This is a genomic window from Parageobacillus sp. VR-IP (genome assembly GCF_013357975.1).
GTDB classification, from domain to species: domain Bacteria; phylum Bacillota; class Bacilli; order Bacillales; family Anoxybacillaceae; genus Saccharococcus; species Saccharococcus caldoxylosilyticus.
On the sequence record NZ_JABVYQ010000015.1, the window covers coordinates 1 to 19004 of the forward strand.

15 protein-coding genes and 1 rRNA gene are annotated in these 19004 nt (G+C 44.5%); 3 read left to right on the plus strand and 13 right to left on the minus strand.

The window, feature by feature from the left end; translation table 11 throughout:
* Positions 1-117, minus strand: a 16S ribosomal RNA gene (locus HT574_RS19175); the annotation flags it as partial.
* A 462-nt stretch (positions 118-579) separates the two neighbouring features.
* Here HT574_RS19175 and HT574_RS19180 point away from each other — a divergent pair.
* Complete coding sequence (locus tag HT574_RS19180) at positions 580-861, plus strand: hypothetical protein (RefSeq protein ID WP_175245791.1); 282 nt, start codon at positions 580-582, stop codon at positions 859-861.
* A gap of 81 nt (positions 862-942) precedes the next feature.
* Positions 943-1386, plus strand: coding sequence for an Hsp20/alpha crystallin family protein (locus tag HT574_RS19185; RefSeq protein ID WP_175245792.1), 444 nt, complete (start codon positions 943-945; stop codon positions 1384-1386).
* A gap of 18 nt (positions 1387-1404) precedes the next feature.
* Here HT574_RS19185 and HT574_RS19190 read toward each other — a convergent pair whose 3' ends face one another.
* The 10 genes from HT574_RS19190 to HT574_RS19235 form a co-directional block, all read right to left on the minus strand.
* Positions 1405-2430, minus strand: coding sequence for a LacI family DNA-binding transcriptional regulator (locus HT574_RS19190; RefSeq protein ID WP_175245793.1), 1026 nt, complete (start codon positions 2428-2430; stop codon positions 1405-1407).
* Positions 2431-2458: 28 nt separating this feature from the next.
* On the minus strand, positions 2459-3976 hold the full coding sequence (gene galT / locus HT574_RS19195; protein WP_175245794.1) for a UDP-glucose--hexose-1-phosphate uridylyltransferase: 1518 nt from the start codon (positions 3974-3976) through the stop codon (positions 2459-2461).
* Positions 3977-3978: 2 nt separating this feature from the next.
* Positions 3979-4965, minus strand: a complete 987-nt coding sequence (gene galE / locus HT574_RS19200) for a UDP-glucose 4-epimerase GalE (protein WP_175245795.1) — start codon at positions 4963-4965, stop codon at positions 3979-3981.
* On the minus strand, positions 4962-6146 hold the full coding sequence (locus HT574_RS19205) for a galactokinase (protein WP_175245796.1): 1185 nt from the start codon (positions 6144-6146) through the stop codon (positions 4962-4964). Before HT574_RS19205 ends, galE begins: the two co-directional genes overlap by 4 nt.
* A gap of 249 nt (positions 6147-6395) precedes the next feature.
* Entirely contained in the window at positions 6396-8168 is a 1773-nt protein-coding gene (locus tag HT574_RS19210; protein WP_175245797.1) for a glycoside hydrolase family 2 protein, read from the minus strand.
* Between the two features lie 148 nt (positions 8169-8316).
* Positions 8317-9261: a glycoside hydrolase family 43 protein gene (locus HT574_RS19215; RefSeq protein WP_175245798.1), complete on the minus strand. Its 945-nt coding sequence runs from the start codon at positions 9259-9261 to the stop codon at positions 8317-8319.
* A 177-nt stretch (positions 9262-9438) separates the two neighbouring features.
* The gene (locus HT574_RS19220) at positions 9439-10272 is read right to left on the minus strand and encodes a carbohydrate ABC transporter permease (RefSeq protein ID WP_081161797.1); all 834 of its coding nucleotides are present in this window, start codon (positions 10270-10272) and stop codon (positions 9439-9441) included.
* A 5-nt stretch (positions 10273-10277) separates the two neighbouring features.
* Complete coding sequence (locus HT574_RS19225) at positions 10278-11258, minus strand: carbohydrate ABC transporter permease (protein WP_175245799.1); 981 nt, start codon at positions 11256-11258, stop codon at positions 10278-10280.
* A gap of 60 nt (positions 11259-11318) precedes the next feature.
* Positions 11319-12593 carry an ABC transporter substrate-binding protein gene (locus HT574_RS19230; RefSeq protein ID WP_254698731.1) on the minus strand — a complete coding sequence of 425 codons (1275 nt, stop codon included), beginning with the start codon at positions 12591-12593 and terminating at the stop codon, positions 11319-11321.
* Between the two features lie 57 nt (positions 12594-12650).
* A complete protein-coding gene (locus HT574_RS19235; protein ID WP_175245800.1) occupies positions 12651-13610 on the minus strand; it encodes an ArsR/SmtB family transcription factor in 960 nt (319 codons plus the stop codon).
* A 505-nt stretch (positions 13611-14115) separates the two neighbouring features.
* Here HT574_RS19235 and HT574_RS19240 point away from each other — a divergent pair.
* Positions 14116-14898: an EcsC family protein gene (locus tag HT574_RS19240; RefSeq protein ID WP_175245801.1), complete on the plus strand. Its 783-nt coding sequence runs from the start codon at positions 14116-14118 to the stop codon at positions 14896-14898.
* A gap of 28 nt (positions 14899-14926) precedes the next feature.
* On the opposite strand, the gene HT574_RS19245 is transcribed toward HT574_RS19240, so the two are convergent.
* Together HT574_RS19245 and HT574_RS19250 are read right to left on the minus strand one after the other, a co-directional pair.
* Positions 14927-17116 carry an alpha-galactosidase gene (locus HT574_RS19245; RefSeq protein WP_175245802.1) on the minus strand — a complete coding sequence of 730 codons (2190 nt, stop codon included), beginning with the start codon at positions 17114-17116 and terminating at the stop codon, positions 14927-14929.
* Positions 17117-17259: 143 nt separating this feature from the next.
* Positions 17260-18912 carry a glycerol-3-phosphate dehydrogenase/oxidase gene (locus HT574_RS19250; RefSeq protein WP_175245803.1) on the minus strand — a complete coding sequence of 551 codons (1653 nt, stop codon included), beginning with the start codon at positions 18910-18912 and terminating at the stop codon, positions 17260-17262.
* Between the last annotated feature and the right edge of the window lie 92 nt (positions 18913-19004).

Sequence of the window (19004 nt, forward strand, 5' to 3'; positions counted from 1 at the left end):
TACTCACCCGTCCGCCGCTAACCGAACAAGAGCAAGCTCCTGTTCGGTCCGCTCGACTTGCATGTATTAGGCACGCCGCCAGCGTTCGTCCTGAGCCAGGATCAAACTCTCCATAGAAAGTTGATTGACTTGTCTTCAGCTTCAGCACCGACACCGTAAGGTGTCACGGCGCTTCCGCTTTTCTATGTGGACGCTTCGTTTTGTTCAGTTTTCAAGGAACATTAAAGTTTCATCCGTCTGACAATCATATTATAACTAAATATTCAAGATTGTCAATAATCATTTACTTTTAATTAACATCTAATTAACATCGCAACAATATCGTCGCGACATAATTAATTATACTCAAATTTTATTATTTGTCAATAATTTTTTAACTCATCTGAGCTTAAGCAACTTTGTCTTTTTCAAGCGACGTATTTTATTTTATTAACCCACTTATGCTTTGTCAATATATTTTTATTTTCCACCGCCGGTTTCCACATTATCTACATTAATAATAACGTATATTATAATAATCGTCGAAACCTTTTTGCCAATCATCAATCCGTTGGGTATGAAGAAAGGAGTACATATGTTATGGAACATTCTTTCTCCTCATTGCTCGAAACATACCGCCACTTATGGATGAACCGTTCTTTGACGACGGAAGCATTGAATGAACAGGAAAGCAAAACACTTCTTTACGAAACGATCGGCAAAGAACTGCGCGATGAAATGACCCATCCGCGCACACGTCAATCTGCGGAAGTAAAATTTTATTATGCCGTCAAAAGAATTATGAATTCCGATTTGTCCGATCATGAAAAATTATCTTTAATTCATATTTATATCAACGTAATGGAACAATTAAGGCAATAACGCTTTTTGCATAAAACAGCACCTCCTGAAGCACACTATCTGATGGCAAATCATCTTTACCATCAAAGGAGGACACTGCTAATGGCTTTGATTCCTTATGACCCATTTCGCCATTTAGAAACGATGCGCAGAGACATTAGCCGATTTTTCTCAACCGATTTCCCTTCTCTCTTCACCCATATGGACGACCATATCGGGATGCCGCGCATGGATATGCATGAAACAGAAAACGAATATGTCGTATCGTGCGATCTTCCTGGTCTAGAGAAAAAAGAAGACGTACACATCGATGTAAACAACAATATTTTAACGATTAGCGGCACCATTCAACGAGATCAAAACATTAGAGAAGAACAAATGCATCGCCGCGAACGTTTCTTCGGGCGTTTCCAACGTTCTATTACACTGCCGTCGGATGCAGCGACTGACAATATTAGAGCCACCTATAAAAACGGCGTGCTCGACATTCATATTCCAAAAACAACATCAAGTCCAAAAAAACGCGTCGATATCGAATTTCATTGATGCAAAAAGGGAGCTGGGTTATTTTTCGCCGCTCCCTTTTAAATGGGCTTGACTGCTTTCCCGCACGATTAGCTCTGTCGGTACCACTACTTTTTTACAAATGGTCCGCTTCGTTATCAAGCGTTCCACTAACAACTCTACCGCCGTCTCCCCCATAAACTCTGTATATACTTTTACCGTTGTTAATGGCGGGTGGATAAATGCCGCCGTCGGAATATCATTGAACCCGACAAGGGATATATCGCGAGGGACGGAAATGTGAGCTTCATGGAGCGCGCGCAGCGCCCCAATCGCCATTGAATCGCTGGCGATGAAAAACGCGGTTGGAAGGTCATTGCTCGAAATGGCTTGTTTCATTAATCGATAGCCGTCTTCGGCGGTAAAGCTGCCTGTCCATACATATCGTGAATCATACAGTCCTTTTAAGTATAAATATTCATAAAATGTTGCCTCGCGTTCATCGTGAATCGGCATTTCGCCGTCTACATATTCCCGTCCGCCAATATAACCGATTTTTTGATGTCCTAGTTCAAGCAAGTAGTCTAACACCGTAATCGTCGACTTGCGTAAGTCGATGACGACAGAGTCAAATTTCCGCTCGTTCGGCGAGCAGTCGACAAAGACGATATGTTCGGTGCTGGAAGCAAACGCGTTGACATCTTTCGGTCCAAATTTTCCGACGGCGATAATGCCGTCTAAATGTTCCATCCGTTCCGTTAGATAGGAGCCGTTTTGCTTAAATAGCTTTACTAATTCGATTCCGCGTTCAAAACATTCTTTTTCAACTCCTAAGCGAATCGCCATGTAATACGGATCATCCATTTCTTGCCGTTCGGAGTACCAATGAACGAGCCCGAAACGAAACGATTCCTTCGGCTGCTGGCTGCGTTCCCGCAGCGTTTTATAGTTTAGCTGCTGGGCTACTTCAAAAATGCGCTTTCTCGTTTCATCCGACACCGACAAGGTGGTGTCATAATTAAGCACGCGCGACACCGTCGCCACTGACACTCCCACTTTTTCCGCAATTTCTTTTAATGTCGCCATTGGTTAAAACAGATCCCTTCCTTCCTGATCATGACAACTTCTCCTGTACTTTCCGCAAAAAGGTGCGAAATGCCTGTTTTCCTTTCTCGTTGCGTTTAAACACGCCGGCATGTTCTAGGACGGTGATAAAACGCTGTCCTACTTCGTGCTGCAAAATATCCGATACATTTTCTTCTGTAATATTCGGATAAGCGGCATGGATTTGCTCATACCAATTCCAATGTTTTAAAAGCGTTTCGTCCCACTCATCTTTTTTCGTATTTCGGACAAGATATGTCGCCAATGCATCTAATTCGCCGGCCAGCCTTCCCGGAAGCACGGCAAGCCCCATCACTTCAATTAAGCCAATATTTTCTTTTTTAATATGATGCAATTCTTCATGAGGATGAAAAATGCCGTATGGATGTTCACATGATGTTCGATTGTTGCGCAACACGATATCCATTTCAAACAAATCGCCACGGCGTCTTGCGATGGGGGTGACCGTATTATGCGGAACATCGCCGCTGTTGGCATAGATATCGACACTTGGGTCGCTATACGTCCGCCACGTTTCGTAAATGCAATCCGCTGCTTCAAGCACTTCTTCTTTTTTGCCGCACAGGCGGATTACTGACATCGGCCAGCGCACAATCCCTGCTGTCAATGATGGAAAAGATGAAAACGAGATGTATTCTTCGATTTCGGCTTTTTCCATCGCAAACGTATAGTTTCCGCCTTGAAAATGATCGTGCGCTAAAATCGAACCACCGACAATCGGCAAATCGGCGTTCGAACCGATGAAATAGTGCGGAAACTTTTCGATAAAATCAAGTAAGCGCGCGAACGTTTTCCGTTCCATTTTCATTGGCACATGCTTGGCATGGAACACAATGCAATGTTCGTTGTAATAAACATACGGAGAATATTGGAAATACCATGTCTCGTCCAATAATGTAATCGGAATGACGCGGTGATTCGAGCGAGCCGGATGATGCCACGTCCCTTCGTATCCTTCATTTTCTTTGCATAACAAGCACTGCGGATACGAAGATGTCGGAGCGTCTTTTAACTTGGCGATTTCTTTTGGATCTTTCTCTGGTTTCGATAAATTGATCGTAATATCGAGCTCCCCATACGCCGTTTTCACTTTCCAGTGTTTATTTTTCGCAATCCGCGCTGTTTGAATGTAATTGGACGCTTTGCTTAAGGAATAAAACCAGTCGGTTGCCAGTTTCGGTTCTTTATTATATTTGGCATAAAATTCACGGATTACTTCGGATGGACGCGGCATTAAACAGTTCATCAGCTTGGCGTCCCATATATCCCGCTCTGTCATTGTATTCGTTTCCAAAAGACCATGTTCATACGCCCAATCTAAAATCGTCTCTAAGATCGGAGAAGGAGAGGCAAAGGACGTGTCCTTTACCTCGACTGGCTTCCACTCCGTCAGCCGCAGCGCCGCCAGCAGGCGATTGCGCGCGTAAACAATATCTTCGCGATGAAGCAGGCCGCTTTTTACCCCGTATTGGACCAGCTGTTCTACTGCCGCCAAAATGTCCGCCACCGTCACGCACCTCGATATCCGTATGGTTTCGCTTGATGCCATTCCCATGCGGAAGCGACAATATCGATAATCGATGTGTATTTTGGTTCCCAGCCGAGCTCGCGTTTGGCTTTTTCCGCGGATGCGACAAGCTTCGCCGGATCGCCCGGGCGCCGCGCCATAACGCGCGCCGGGATCGGATGGCCGGTAACTTTCCGCGCCGCTTCGATCACTTCTTTAACGGTAAAGCCGTTGCCGTTTCCTAAATTGTACACGTTGCTTTCCGCACCGCTCCGCAGCTTTTCCACCGCTAGAATGTGTGCATCAACTAGATCGAGCACGTGAATATAGTCGCGAATGCAAGTGCCGTCATGGGTATCGTAATCATCGCCAAAAATATGAATCTCATCACGCTGGCCGAGCGGCACTTTTAAAATTAATGGAATGAGATGGGTTTCCGGGTCATGATCTTCACCGATCAACGTGCCGTAAGCGCCGGCGACGTTAAAATAACGCAGCGAAATATAGCGGATTCCGTAAGCTCGGTCGACCCATTTCATCATTTTTTCCATCGCCAATTTCGTTTCTCCATATGTGTTGGTTGGCATCGTCGGGTCCGTTTCTACAATCGGAATTTGCTTCGGCTCTCCATACACTGCCGCTGTAGAGGAAAATACGATTTGTTTCACGCCGAACTCGTTCATGATTTCCAGCAATACTTGCGTACCGTACACGTTATTATCGTAATATTTGAGCGGCTCTTGCATGCTTTCGCCGACAAGGGAGTTGGCGGCGAAATGAATCACCGTATCGATCTCATGCTTACGAAATACGTCGCGCAAAAACGCGCGGTCGCGAATATCGCCTTGATAAAAGACTGCTTCTGGATGAACGGCCTCGCGATGACCGGTTTGCAAATTATCGACAACGATAACTTTTTCACCTTTTTCGATCAAGCGGTATACCGCATGGCTGCCGATGTAGCCCGCGCCGCCGCAGACAAGAATCATACGCTCATCTCCTTTGTTTCTGTTATTTCTCTTGCCCCGTCGCCAATTTTCACGACATAAAAACTAGCTTCATAGCCAATTTTTCCCGCATATTCTTTTCCTACTTGTTCAATAAAAGAAGGAATGTACGCATCTTTCACGATGTTCACCGTACAGCCGCCAAAACCGGCCCCTGTCATGCGGGCGCCGATCGTTCCTTCATGCTTCCACGCCGCTTCGACAAGCGTATCTAGTTCCACCCCTGTTACTTCATAGTCATCGCGCAACGAAATGTGTGACTGCTTCATCAGTTCGCCAAAGCGGGCCAAATCTCCCTTTTCCAACGCTGCCGCCGCCTCTACCGTCCGCTCGTTTTCCGTCACGGCATGGCGGGCGCGCTTTTGTTCAAGCGGGGAAAGAAGATGCTTATACTCTTCCAGCTGCTCGCTTGTCAAATCACCCAGTGAGGCAATGTTTGTATGTTTCTGCAATTTTGCCAAAGCTGCCTCGCACGTCGCCCGCCGTTCGTTATACGCCGAATCGGCCAGACCGCGCTTTTTGTTTGTATTGGCGATGACAATCGAACAATCGTTCATCGAAACGGGCAAATAGCGGTACTCTAATGTTTGGCAGTTTAGTAGCATTGCATAGTTTCGCTTTCCCATTCCAACGGCAAACTGATCCATAATGCCGCAATTGACGCCAACATATTCATTTTCTACTTTTTGACTCAATTTCACAAGTTCAAGCATATCGATATGCTGTGCGAATAGTTCATTGAGCATGACCGCCGTTACCAGCTCGATGGAAGCGGACGACGATAATCCAGCGCCGTTTGGGATCGTCCCGTAATACAAAATATCGAGTCCCGTCTCGATCGGGCAAAACGACTGAAACGCAGCAATAATTCCCTTCGGATAGTTCGCCCACCCATGCTTATCTTGATAAGATAGATCATCATAAGACACCGTAATGATCCCTGTTTCTGGAAAGTTTTTTGAGTAAAAGCGAATAAACGGATTGGCTGTTTTGCGTACGAGCGCATATGTGCCGATTTCCAAGGCGCATGGCAGCACATGCCCGCCGTTATAGTCGGTATGCTCGCCGATTAAGTTGACGCGGCCGGGGGCGAAAAATACCTGAATCTCCTCATTCCTCCCACCAAATAGCTGAATTAGCTCTTCTTTTAATTTCGCAATCATCGTTATGCCTCCTAAACTTGCATCTTTACAGTAAATATTTTAGTAAAAATTTTATTAAAGATCAATGAAAATTGAAACTATTCTTTTCGTTCTCGGTGTAATAAATTGCTTATCTATCTTTAGATACGAAAATAGATTGATCAATAGGAAGTTCCGTATCACCAGTGTGATACAAATAATATGATCCATCCTGTTTTAAAACAGCGGGGGGCGCTGTGAGCGCCCCCCGCCAATGGAAACAACAGGATTTTACTTAACCTCGCATGGAATCCGCTTATAGTCTTTTCCTTCATTAATTGCGCGAATAATATTAGGATTGATTTTAGGCTGGCGGTCATAGGTTAGCAAACCGTTAATTTCCTGCTCTACATCCGTTAATTGTGTATAGCAGAAACCTTGCACAAGTGGTGATTCGAGAATTGCAGAAACGACTTTATAATAACGCTCGGCAAAATCCTCATCATTTTCAGCACCAGAATATCCCCATCCGTCCCAATGGCTCTTCTTATAAGCGATACCACCAAACTCCGTTACTAAAATAGGCTCATTATGATACTCATATCCCGGTACATAGATGAATCGGTGACCAGGTTGTGAACGTAAAATATTTTCAATTGTGCGGTAACGTTCTTTTAGTGTTTCTTTATCTGGTTCGTAATCATGAATGGTACAAATATCCGATTTTGTATGCTCCCAACCATCGTTTGAGATAACAAGTCTTGTAGAATCTAATGATTTTGTTAAGTAGTAAAGGCTTAGCGCATGGGCCTGTTGACGTTTATCTGCAAGAAGACGCGGCACCCCCCAACTTTCATTGATTGGCACCCAAACAACGATCGAAGGGTGGTTATAGTCGCGTTCAATTGCTTCTTGCCACTCGCTTGCTATACGTCTTATAGCATCTTCCGTATATATATAGCTGTTGGCCATTTCTCCCCAAACAAGCAGCCCTAGTTTATCTGCCCAATATAAATAACGTGGGTCTTCGATCTTTTGATGTTTTCTTACACCGTTAAAACCCATTTCTTTTGTTAATTGAATATCCCTTTTAATGTCTTCATCAGATGGAGGGGTTAAAATACCTTTTGGAAAATAGCCTTGATCTAAAACAAGCTTCATGTAGTATGGACGGTTGTTGAGCATAATAATGCCGTTTTCCACAGAAATTTTTCTCATACCAAAATAACTTTCAACACGGTCTAGAACACAGCCATTTTCTTTAATCGTGAAAACGACATCATATAAATTTGGATGTTCCGGACTCCACAGCCTTCCAGAATCATGAACATTAAAATCGTGTAAATAAATTTGGCGGCTTCCTTTCCGTTCCGTGAGATGGACAATATCTTTTGCGACTAATTGTCCATCAAATGAAATTTCAATTTCTAACTGCTGATTTCTTTTCACATTATTTACAACATATTCAATCAAGATTTCATCTGTATCAATATTAGGGGTCATTTTCACTTTCTCAAGATATGTTGTAGCTACCGCTTCAATCCAGACGGTTTGCCAAATACCAGTCGTTCTTGTATAAAAAATAGATTCGGATTTTTCTTTCCAATATTGTTTTCCGCGTGGTTGATCCAGTTCTTTTGAATAGTCTTCGGCCCGTACAACAATTTCATTTTCCCCATCTTTGACAACATGCGTAATTTCAGCATGAAATGGAGTATGGCCCCCTTCATGAGAACATACAAATTGTCCGTTGATCCATACGGAAGCACGATAATCAACAGCTCCAAAATGTAAAAGAAGGCGTTTATTTTTCCATTCTTCTGGCAATAAAAACTTCCGTTTATACCATACAATATCATGAAAATCTGTAATACCGATTCCGCTTAACTCACTCTGATAGCAGAACGGAACATTAATCGTTTGACTATATTCATGCTTTTCATACCACTTTTCTGCTATCCCTTTATTCTCATCATCAAACTCAAACTCCCATTCACCATTTAAATTTATCCAATCGGTTCTTACAAATTGTGGGCGTGGATATTCTGGACGTGGAATCGTCATTTTTCTCTCTCCTATTCTATTTCTATTTCTGATTAAAGAATGAAAAAACAATAAATTCATGCTTAATCTCTATGTACATCCCACATCCTAGTGTGGGACAAAAAACGATTTTCTGCTTTCCTATCCATCTTTCATAGTTAGGCCATCATTAGTGATCCACTATTTCCAAACCATTCTCCCTTTCCTGCACTTTTATAAACAGCGCTCTTTCATTCCCATGAGGGGTATCTGGAGAATGCACGGATATATACAATTGCCCCTGAAAGTCTCTAAACAAACTCGCATGCCCTGCGTTTCGATCCAACAACAACGTTTCATCATGTGTCCATGGGCCATCTATATTGCCGCTCTTCGATCTGGCTACCGCTACCGCATACCCGCCATAGCCTGTATCGCCGTAATTTGGTTTAGAATAACTTGACCAAAGCATGATTAAATCTCCATTCTTCGCCTCGTACATAAATGGGGCATCCGTCAGAAACCCTTCTTTCTCAGTACGTGGATCACGAAAGGGACGAATCCACTTCATGGACGATGCCTTTAAAATCTCGATAACCTCTCCGTACGATTCCTTTAGGTCTTCGGTTAAACGAATTGCTTTAATTTTCCCATCGTACTCTTGTGTCCATTCATGGCAAAATACGATCCATCTTTGTCCGTTGCGGTCCTCATAAAACGTTCCATCTAAGCATTCCCAATGTTTTGGAGTAACAGGACCTTCGCTATGAGGCTTGTATGGACCCGCCGGATGATCGGACACTAAAATTCCTGTCCCGCGATGTTCCCCAATCCCGCCTTTGAACGTCGCAAACATGTAAAAACGTCCATCTATTTCAAAAACTTCAGGCGCCCAGTAATGCCTTACCCCCCAAAACCCCTTCGGAGGGTTAAAGGCGACGTACGGCCCTTCCCAATCATCCAAGTTTTCACTTACATACACCTCGAAAATAGGATCCTTGTCCCCGCATCCATCAGCAAATGTAGTACCAAACAAGTAGTATTTGTTTTCTTTTTTATAAGGAAAGACAAATGGGTCCCTTATATGAATTTCATCCGTTTTTACTCTTCTTATTGTTCGAAACCCTTTTTCCATACCATACCTCCTATCCGCAAGCTCCAATGGACAACGAATGAAATTTACACAAACCGATTCACGATTATAAGCAAGCAATTCGTTAATTAGTTCCATTGAGGTTGATCCAATATTTTCGTATAAATTGAGGCTTTGGATATTCGGTTCGCAACTGTGTTATCATCGAGCTCTCCTTCATTATTTAATTCCCACTTGGGTAACAGCTTTAACAAATGATTTTTGACCGATGAGAAAAACTAACAGAACCGGAATCGTTGCAATCGTCGATAGAGCCATCATTTTATTCGGCGTGTTTACATAGCTTCCTTGCGTCATGATCGCAATTCCGGCTGTCAATGTTCTCATCTCATCGGAGCTAGTCGCATATAACGGCCATACAAAATCATTGAACACACCCATAAAGGTTAAAATAGCAAGCGTCCATAACGCCGGTTTAGCAGACGGCAGCAAAATCCTATAAAAAATCTGAAATTTGTTGGCGCCATCCAGATAAGCGGCTTCTTCAATTTCCTTCGGGAAAGATACGAAAAATTGATAAAGCAAGAACACTCCAAACGCACCCGATGTGTAAGGCAAAATCAAGGCCCAATACGTATCAGTCAATTGCAAGGCACTAAACTCCGCATAAAGTGGCAAAAACCAAACGATACTTGGAATCATCATCGTACTGACAATCATGGAAAATATCACTTTCTTAAACGGGATATCCAAACGCGCTAGCCCGTACGCGGCCAATGCGTCGATCATTACGACCAATACAGTTGTGACGACTCCGACAAATAAAGAGTTGAATATCCATCGAAGGATCGGAACGTTCAAGTCACCCCCTGTTAATACATTGACATAGTTCGCTATCGTCGGATTATCCGGAATAATGTTTAAGTTCGGCAATATAGCTTCTACATCGTCCTTAAATGATATCGAAACCATCCATAATAGCGGTGTTATGAAAATAACCGCCAAAGCGATCGCAATGAGGATGAGAATAGCCGGCCTTACACGCTTTTTCATATGAATCAACCCTCCTTGTTGTTTGTCAGACGGAATTGAACGATCGAAACCGCTATAATCATTAACGCCATCAACAAGGCCATCGCTGAAGCTGCCCCCATCTTATGCTGACCGAAGGCCACATCAAATACGTTCATTAATAGCACGGTTGTTTCGGAGCCAGGACCCCCGCGAGTCATCAAGAAAGGTTGCGCATAAATATTAAACGATGCAATAGTTGACGTAATAACGATAAAAACCATAATTCTCCGAATTGACGGTAAGGTGATATAAATAAGCCTTTGCCATGCGTTTGCCCCATCGATTTTAGCCGCTTCGTACATTTCCTCAGATACTTCATTCAGAGCATTGATAAAGATCAGCATATTAAATCCGATCGTCCACCAAAGAGTCGCTCCGATAAGAGCAATCCAAGCCCAAGGAAGATCCGTCAGCCAACCAATCTGAGACGGGAGATGCAGCTTGCTTAATATGATATTTAAAAGTCCTGCATTCGTATCAAAAACACGTATGAAGATAACAGCCATAACAGATGCCGAAATAGCATAAGGGGTAAAAAAGATAGTGCGAAAGACCCCGCGGACTTTAGGGGGAAGCGCATTCACCAATAGCGCTAACGCCAAACCAACAACAACTAATAAAGGAACAGAATAGATGACGAATTTAATAGTTGCAAGCAACCCCTGAAAGAAACTAGTATGCATATAGTTTCCAGCGGTGAAGATATCAATATAATTTTGTAAACCTACGAATTTATGCTCGGACGAAAGCAACTCGTAATCTTGAAAACTCATGATAATTCCATAAACAAGAGGATACACTAGAAAGGCAACAAAACAGATTAAGTACGGGAGAATAAACAAACTGGATGTCAACTTCGATTTCCATTTCGTTTTCGCCCGTTCTGTTCTTGTATTTATAGCACTAGCCGGCAACATTTCCATAGGCAAATTTGATGCCGACTGGGGTTTCAGGTTCTTTTCCATGAGCTCACCACCCTATCTTATTTAATCAGGCAGGTGATGCCACCTGCCTGATTGAATGTACTATTTCACTTGCAATGCCTTTTCTTGAGCTTCATCCAACGCTTTTTGCGGATCTTTTTGACCAAGAAGGACAAGATTAATTTCCTTATAAAGATCAGCAGTCATAGCTCCCCAGTTGATGACAGGTGGGTTGAATTGCGCATAATCGAACTCTTTTGCTACAATCGTTTGTTGCTTTGTCAATTGCTTGAATGCATCACTTGCAAGCACTTGCTTGGACGCTACCGCCTGGCCGGATTGCGCCCAGTCGATGGAGTGGGCCGATACATATTTTAAGAAATCGCCAATACCTTCAAGAACTTTTGGATCTTTCACATCCTTCGGGATAACGAAATTGTGGGAACCTGCTTGTACAGCTTGCTGCTTCGTACCAAGTTGAGGCACTGGAGCTACACCGTAATTAATTTTCGCTTTATCAAACTGATCCTTCATCCACGGGCCGTTTAACTGCATAGCATTTTTCCCTTGTAAAAATAACGTTACCTCTCCATCTTGAGCTACTTTTTTCGGAGACACTTTATATTTATAAATTAAATCTTTTAAGAATGTCAGAGCCTCGACAGCTTCAGGAGAATTGAATCGCGGTTTTCCTTGTTCGTCCGCCAATTTAGCACCGTTCTGACCTACAATCGTTGGGAAGATGAACTGTTGCGGCCAAAGCGTCGGCACTACATATCCCCATTGCCCTTTGGATTTGTCAGTTAACTTTTTCGCGGCCTCAATGAACTCTTGACGGTTTGTCGGTGGATGATCGATGCCAGCCGCTTTAAAGAGGTCTTTGTTATAGTAAAGAATCAATGGATGGATATCTAATGGAATACCATACCATTTCCCATCGATTGTCGCATACTTCACTGGAGCTTCTACGAAATCTTCTTTTTTGATGCCTGCTTTGGCTGCGATATCATCAACAGGTTGTAATTGCCCTTTCTTTTGATATGTAGGGATTTGATCCACGTGCATAATCATGAGATCAGGGCGTTTTTTGCCCGTGCTTAATGCCAAATCCACTTGCTTGTAATACTCCCCACTTGGGATAATCTGGAACTTTACATTGTACTTATCGGATTGCTCGTTGTAAGCGTCAACAATTTTCTTCATAAATGGACCATCCGCACCGGAGAACGGTGTCCAAAATGTAATTTCTTGCTTGCTGCTTGAGGATGTTGATGATGTGTTTTCTGACGTTTTTGAACTACAGCCCATCAAAACTAAGGATGTACCTAAGATTGTCGCTGCCGCAATTCCTCCTACTCGTTTCCACAAACCCATCATGTTTACCCCCCTTTAAATAATTCCCATCTAGTTATCTATATAAAGAAAACTAGTAGGCTACCTTACAAAACCAAGACGCATAACAAGATCCGTCTCATAATTCCCAAATTTCCTTCCAAACAGATTAATTCCCCCGTCGTTTACTGCATCCGGTTTTACACCAATCCTTACTGTAATAAAAGGTGCTTGATCGATGGAGAGGTCATCCAATGTTACATCCGAAATAGGACGGCCATCGATAAAGGAACCTTGATCAGTAACACGCCATGTTTTTAATAGCCCAAACTGTGTATTTGCTTCACTCCACCAAGATGGTGTCAGCACACCGCGCTCTCCGCCAAAGTCTCCGGGACATGTCCATGTCCCAACTTCGATTCCATTGATCCAGAGCGTGATGTCAGATGGCCAATTAGGATTATGCAACGGTGCCTCGGAACAAATTTCCGTTAATAACTCAAGGTTGTTCACCTTTGCTCCATGCGGCAATCGATTAGGAAAACGATACTCAACAAATCCGTGCCGAAACCAAATTAATTGTGCATTCGTTCGCTCGGGCTCAAGAAAAGAACTAGGGTCATCCAGTTCGCCAATTATTTTGGAATCGCTTAAAATTCCACACGTAGGGGAAACTTGAAAATCAAAAAAGTGTCCAATCGGCATCGAAATCTCGATGAAATCATTATGCTTAGCTTGCTCTGCCGCATTAGTTTCAACAATAATTCGACTAAAAACAGCTGCACATATCTTTTGTGTCCCTCTTGTTCCCGGAACCATCTCCGTACGAATTAAATTGGCATCTTCAAGCTTCTTGATATTCACTGCAGCTGTCGAAGGTGGAATATTGAACATTTCTGCAATCTCGACTACATTCATAGGACGTTCCAACAATTTCTTAAAGATCGCGACGCGCAAATCAGTTGACAACGCCTTGGCAATCTCTACAAAATTGTCTAAATCTATCGTTAGGACTCGAGTTACAACCTCCTCGTTAGACTGATCTACTAGAAGTTTTGACATAACATTCACTCACCCGGAAATAATTTAAAGACTTTTGAGTATTTTTCGTTAATTGTTTCCGCTTTCATAATAACAAATCCAAAAAAACATGTCTACCCATTAAAACAACTTTTTTTAAATGATTAGTGATTTCTTGTTTTTATTATTACTATCTATTGGCGTAATTTATGAATAATTTTAAGCATTTTAACAAATTATTTGCGTTTTCATCATAAAAACATGTCTACCCATTAAAACAACTTTTTTTGAATAAATTAGCGGTTTTTTGTTTTTATTTAAATGTATTTAAATGTAATTTTACTAATACCCGATGGCTTTTTGTAAGATCAAAAACACATACAGGAATACAACGTCTTGCTAAAAAGCATCATGCAAACCGACTGATCCACTCAAAAACTATTTTCTGCTAAGTTATTACCGAAACAAACTTACTGTAAAAAACGTATAATTAACCAAAATGGATATATCCTATAAATTAGAAAAAAATATGGAGGCACTCGAAGAGATGGACATTAGACAGCAACTGCGGGAAGAGTTGAAAAAGATTGAACATTGGGAACAAGACCAAAAAGACTTATGGTTTTGGGAAAAACTCGGCCGGCTGCCGTTTAAAGTGCTCGATAAGCTTACGCCAAACTTTGTACATAAAAAAGTCGGGCAGCTGCTTGATGAGCTTGGCAGCTATATCCAAAGCGGCGGGCAATATTTAGTGAAAGAAGAAAAGATACTGGAGAGGCTTGGCGTCCCATCGTTAGAACAAGTGGCGCAGTTGCCGCTTGCGACCATGGACCGCGTTTGTGATGAGCTAATTGACGCGCGCGTGACGTTTGCTCAAATTCAAGGAGCAACGACAGGCGTCGGCGGCGCGTTAACGCTGGCGATCGATATTCCTGCCCTTCTCGGCCTTGCGTTAAAAACGCTGCAGGAAATCGCCATCGTCTATGGTTACAATCCGAAGGAGAAAAAAGAAAGAATTTTTATTGTGAAATGTTTGCAATTCGCCTCCTCCGATATTGTCGGCAAAAAGGCGATTCTCGATCAGCTCACATCGTTTTCCAACCATCACCAGCAAGTCTTTTCTCAGCTTCAAGGCTGGCGCGAAGTCATGATGACGTTTCGCGATCAATACGGCTGGAAAAAGCTGTTTCAATTCGTCCCAATCGTTGGTATTGTTTTTGGTGCCATGTTTAACAAAGCGTTTATCGAGGACATTGCCGAAACGGGAAAAATGCTCTATCGGAAGCGGCGCATTTTGGAAAAGCTCTCCCAACTAGAAGCCGGTGCCTAGCCGCATGCTAGACACCGGTCTTTTTTCCTTAATGAGCTGCTTTTAACCGCCAAATGACGCTAATGAAGTCGCCGCGGCGCTGCGGCACATTTAACCCTGCATACATCAGTTCATCGCCGCCATACACTTCGCCGCTGCCAATGATTTCGTAATCTTTATTTGGATCCAGTCCTTTTAACCGTATGAACGACAGCGGCGCATTCGCTTCCGCCAGCACGCGGAAATAGGCGACCAATGCTTCTGATCGGTCCTCGGATACGAACATCCATGCCGCCTCATTGCCTTCAAACGGGCTGAGTATCCGGTAAAACGTTCCGAATTGGACAAGACGGCGGATTTCTTTGTAAAATGCCACTTGTTCTTTTACTTTTTGTTTTTCTTCCTCACTTAGTTTTGTTAAATCGAGCTCATAGCCAAAGTTTCCCGACATCGCCACATGGCCGCGCATTTCCAACGATGTAATGCGGTGAACTTGGTGGTTCGGCACCGCCGACACGTGCGCGCCCATCGCGCTGATTGGGTAAACAAGGCTGGTGCCATATTGGATTTTTAAGCGGGAAACCGCGTCCGTATTGTCACTCGTCCACGTTTGCGGCATGTAGTACAGCATGCCCGGGTCAAACCGGCCTCCGCCGCCCGAGCAGCTCTCAAACAGGACATGTGGAAAACGGGACGTTATTTCTTCCATGACGCGGTACAACCCCAGCATGTAGCGGTGAGCCGTTTCGCGCTGCCGTTCCGGCGGCAAGGCGGCAGAACCGATCTCCGTCATATGACGGTTCATATCCCATTTTACATAGGAAATCGGCGCGCTTGCTAGCATGTCGGAAATCACTTGAATGATATAGTCGCACACTTCTTTGCGGGAATAGTCTAATACAAGCTGATTTCTCCCTTCCGAACGCGGGCGGTTTGGCACATGAAGACACCAGTCCGGGTGCTTCCGATACAGCTCGCTGTCGACGGAAACCATTTCCGGTTCCACCCATAGACCAAACTGCATGCCCATTTGGTTAATGCTTTTTGCCAGCCCTTCTAGCCCATTTGGCAGCTTCTGTTTATTGACGAACCAATCTCCTAATGAACTGCGATCATTATCGCGTTTGCCAAACCAACCGTCATCGAGCACAAATAGCTCAATTCCTAATTCCGCCGCTGTTTTCGCAAGGTGCAAAATTTTTTCTTCATTAAAATGAAAATACGTCGCTTCCCAGTTATTAATGAGAATCGGACGTTCGCGGTCGCGGAACGCTCCGCGCGCTAAGCGGGTGCGGTACAGCTGGTGATAAGTTTGTGACATTCCGTTTAATCCTTTATCCGAATACACCATCACCACTTCCGGCGTCTGGAACGACCCGCCCGGTTCTAACAGCCACGTAAAATCAAATGGATTGATTCCCATGGATACACGCGTCGTCTGGAATTGGTCGACTTCGACTTGGGCAAGGAAATTGCCGCTGTAAACAAGGCTAAAGCCGTATACTTCCCCCACATCTTCATTGGCATGCTTTCTCAGCAGGGCGATAAATGGATTTTGCTGGTGGCTGCTGGCGCCGCGGCGGCTTTCTACCGACTGTATGCCGGTGACAAGCGGCCGCCTTTCCACCGCTCGCTCCCGCGCCCACGCTCCCGGGAGATGCAGCCACTCATAGTCAGCATGTGGGAAATCTACATTCATGCTTAACGCCCGCAATAGCTTGATCCGTTCCGCACCGTGGTTTTCAAAGCGGGCAGAACGGGTTATCACATTCCACCGTTCATATACCGTATAAAGCAGCGTGACGCGTAATCCGATCACGCGGTCTTCCAATACGATTTCTAACGTTTCCGCCTCATTTTCGTTTTCCACATAGGTGGCCGGCAGCCCTTCTAACTTCGGCTTTCCTTTATAAATGCGATGCGTTTTGTAGCGCAAATCCGAAATCGTCGACCCGTTTTCCAATTGCACTTGATACGCCGGTGCGCGAAAATCCGTATTGCCATATGCCGGATATTCTTGCGGCAGCGTATCTAAAGAAAACGCGCGGTCGGATGGATCGGGATTAGGAGAGAACGGACGGTTGAGAAACCGCAGTTTTCGCGAGCCATTCGCCTTTCGAATTCTTTTTCCCCAATAAAAGTGGGCCAAATAGCCGCGGACGACAAGCTGCATCATGTAACTCATATCGTTTGCTTGCAGATGGAACATTTTCATGTTTGGATCATATGTAATCCCCATCCTCATCCCCCTATTGATACTAGTCAGCAGCAAGTACTTACTGTGTTTTTACCTAATTTTAAGTAAAATTTAAGTATAAAATAACCTGTTTTGTCAAAAAAAGCGCCCAGATGAGCGGGCGCCATGATGGCACATGATTGCACTTACGCCAGCACCGCTTCCTTTAGCGCCTTTTCCAGTTCTTTTGTATAAGCCTCCCTTTGTTCCTCTGTCCATTGCAAATAATCGGCCATAAAAGCAATGACGCGGTCTTTCTGACGGCGGACGGAAGCGATGTCAAACAAGAGCGCGCCGGTGCGGCGGATAAAGTAGTCAATCGGCTTTGCCGCCATTTCGTAATCAATGGCGTATAAAAGGCGGACGAACTGCTCGCGGGAAAGGCCGCAGGAAGCATCGTATTGTTTGCTTAGTTCGAATAATTGATCGACATTGGTGCCGTATATTTTCGCTAAACGTTCTCCCTCTTCTTTCGTAAACCCGTATCGCACCGCTTCTTCGGCTTTTTTCGCGATAAAGGCCGGCAACTGCTGCGAGCCGCCGACATCCCCGCCGGAGATTGGCAAATGTTTCGTTTGGCATGGACGGAACGTTCTTCCTTCTTCTTTCGCCAATAGTTTTGCCACTAAGTCGACGACCGTTTCCGCCATTTTCCGGTAACCGGTTAGTTTGCCGCCGGCGATCGTAATTAATCCTGTCGGCGATTGCCAAATTTCATCCTTACGGGAAATTTCCGACGGATCTTTCCCTTCTTCATAGATGAGCGGTCGGACCCCCGCCCAGCTTGATTCCACATCAGCTGCAGTGATGTGGACGGACGGGAACATATAGTGAATCGCGCGCAATAAATAGTCACGGTCTTCTTCTGTCATCGTCGGATTGGCAATATCTTCATTGTAAAACGTATCCGTCGTGCCGACATACGTTTTCCCGTCGCGCGGAATCGCGAATACCATGCGGCCGTCCGGTGTATCAAAATAAATCGCTTGCTTTAACGGAAACCGTTTTTGGTCGATGACGATATGGACGCCTTTTGTCAGCTGCAATCGTTTTCCCGTTTTCGAATGGTCTTTTTCGCGCAGCGTGTCGACCCACGGCCCGGCGGCGTTGATCACTTTTTTCGCGCGGATTTCATAGGTGCGGCCGCTAAGCTGGTCGCGGCAGCGGGCACCAATGATTTTGCCGCTTTCATCGTACAAAAATTGTTCCACTTTTGCATAGTTGACGGCATCGGTCCCCAATTCCACCGCCTTTTTGATCACTTCGATCGTCAAACGGGCATCATCGGTGCGGTATTCGACGTAATAGCCGCCGCCACGCAATCCTTCCCGTTTCAATAGCGGCTCTTTTTGCAGCGTCTCTTTGGCGCTTAACATCTTGCGCCGTTCGCTTCGTTTCACGCCGGCTAAATGGTCGTACACCCACAGGCCGAGTGATGTGCTCCATTTGCCGAACGTTCCATCTTTATGAATCGGCAAAAGCATCCACTCCGGTGTCGTCACATGCGGCCCGTTTTCATAGACGATCGCCCGCTCCCTGCCGACTTCGGCAACCATTTTCACTTCCAATTGCTTCAAATAACGAAGCCCTCCGTGAACGAGCTTCGTCGAACGGCTCGACGTCCCCGCCGCAAAATCTTGCATTTCCACCAGTGCCGTTTTCATGCCGCGCGTAACGGCATCTAGCGCAATTCCGCATCCGGTAATTCCCCCGCCTACCACTAAAACATCGTAATGCTGTTTGCTCATTTTTTCTAAACGCTCGCGCCGCTGTTTGCTGGAAAAGCGTGTCGTTGCCATGAAAACTCCTCCTTTATTGCAAAAAGACAAAAAGAGACCATGGCAAACACGATAAGCTTCCGCCTACCATGCATGCATGGTCTCTCCTTGTC

Bases quoted from the DNA above. Each gene is read 5' to 3' on its own strand.
- HT574_RS19205 (WP_175245796.1), bottom strand. From the start codon at position 6,146: ATGATTGCGAAATTAAAAGAAGAGCTAATTCAGCTATTTGGTGGGAGG.
- HT574_RS19220 (WP_081161797.1), bottom strand. From the start codon at position 10,272: ATGAAAAAGCGTGTAAGGCCGGCTATTCTCATCCTCATTGCGATCGCT.
- HT574_RS19250 (WP_175245803.1), bottom strand. From the start codon at position 18,912: ATGGCAACGACACGCTTTTCCAGCAAACAGCGGCGCGAGCGTTTAGAA.
- HT574_RS19240 (WP_175245801.1), top strand. From the start codon at position 14,116: ATGGACATTAGACAGCAACTGCGGGAAGAGTTGAAAAAGATTGAACAT.
- HT574_RS19190 (WP_175245793.1), bottom strand. From the start codon at position 2,430: ATGGCGACATTAAAAGAAATTGCGGAAAAAGTGGGAGTGTCAGTGGCG.
- HT574_RS19180 (WP_175245791.1), top strand. From the start codon at position 580: ATGGAACATTCTTTCTCCTCATTGCTCGAAACATACCGCCACTTATGG.
- HT574_RS19245 (WP_175245802.1), bottom strand. From the start codon at position 17,116: ATGGGGATTACATATGATCCAAACATGAAAATGTTCCATCTGCAAGCA.
- galE (WP_175245795.1), bottom strand. From the start codon at position 4,965: ATGATTCTTGTCTGCGGCGGCGCGGGCTACATCGGCAGCCATGCGGTA.
- HT574_RS19230 (WP_254698731.1), bottom strand. From the start codon at position 12,593: ATGATGGGTTTGTGGAAACGAGTAGGAGGAATTGCGGCAGCGACAATC.
- HT574_RS19185 (WP_175245792.1), top strand. From the start codon at position 943: ATGGCTTTGATTCCTTATGACCCATTTCGCCATTTAGAAACGATGCGC.
- HT574_RS19210 (WP_175245797.1), bottom strand. From the start codon at position 8,168: ATGACGATTCCACGTCCAGAATATCCACGCCCACAATTTGTAAGAACC.
- HT574_RS19235 (WP_175245800.1), bottom strand. From the start codon at position 13,610: ATGTCAAAACTTCTAGTAGATCAGTCTAACGAGGAGGTTGTAACTCGA.
- HT574_RS19225 (WP_175245799.1), bottom strand. From the start codon at position 11,258: ATGGAAAAGAACCTGAAACCCCAGTCGGCATCAAATTTGCCTATGGAA.
- HT574_RS19215 (WP_175245798.1), bottom strand. From the start codon at position 9,261: ATGGAAAAAGGGTTTCGAACAATAAGAAGAGTAAAAACGGATGAAATT.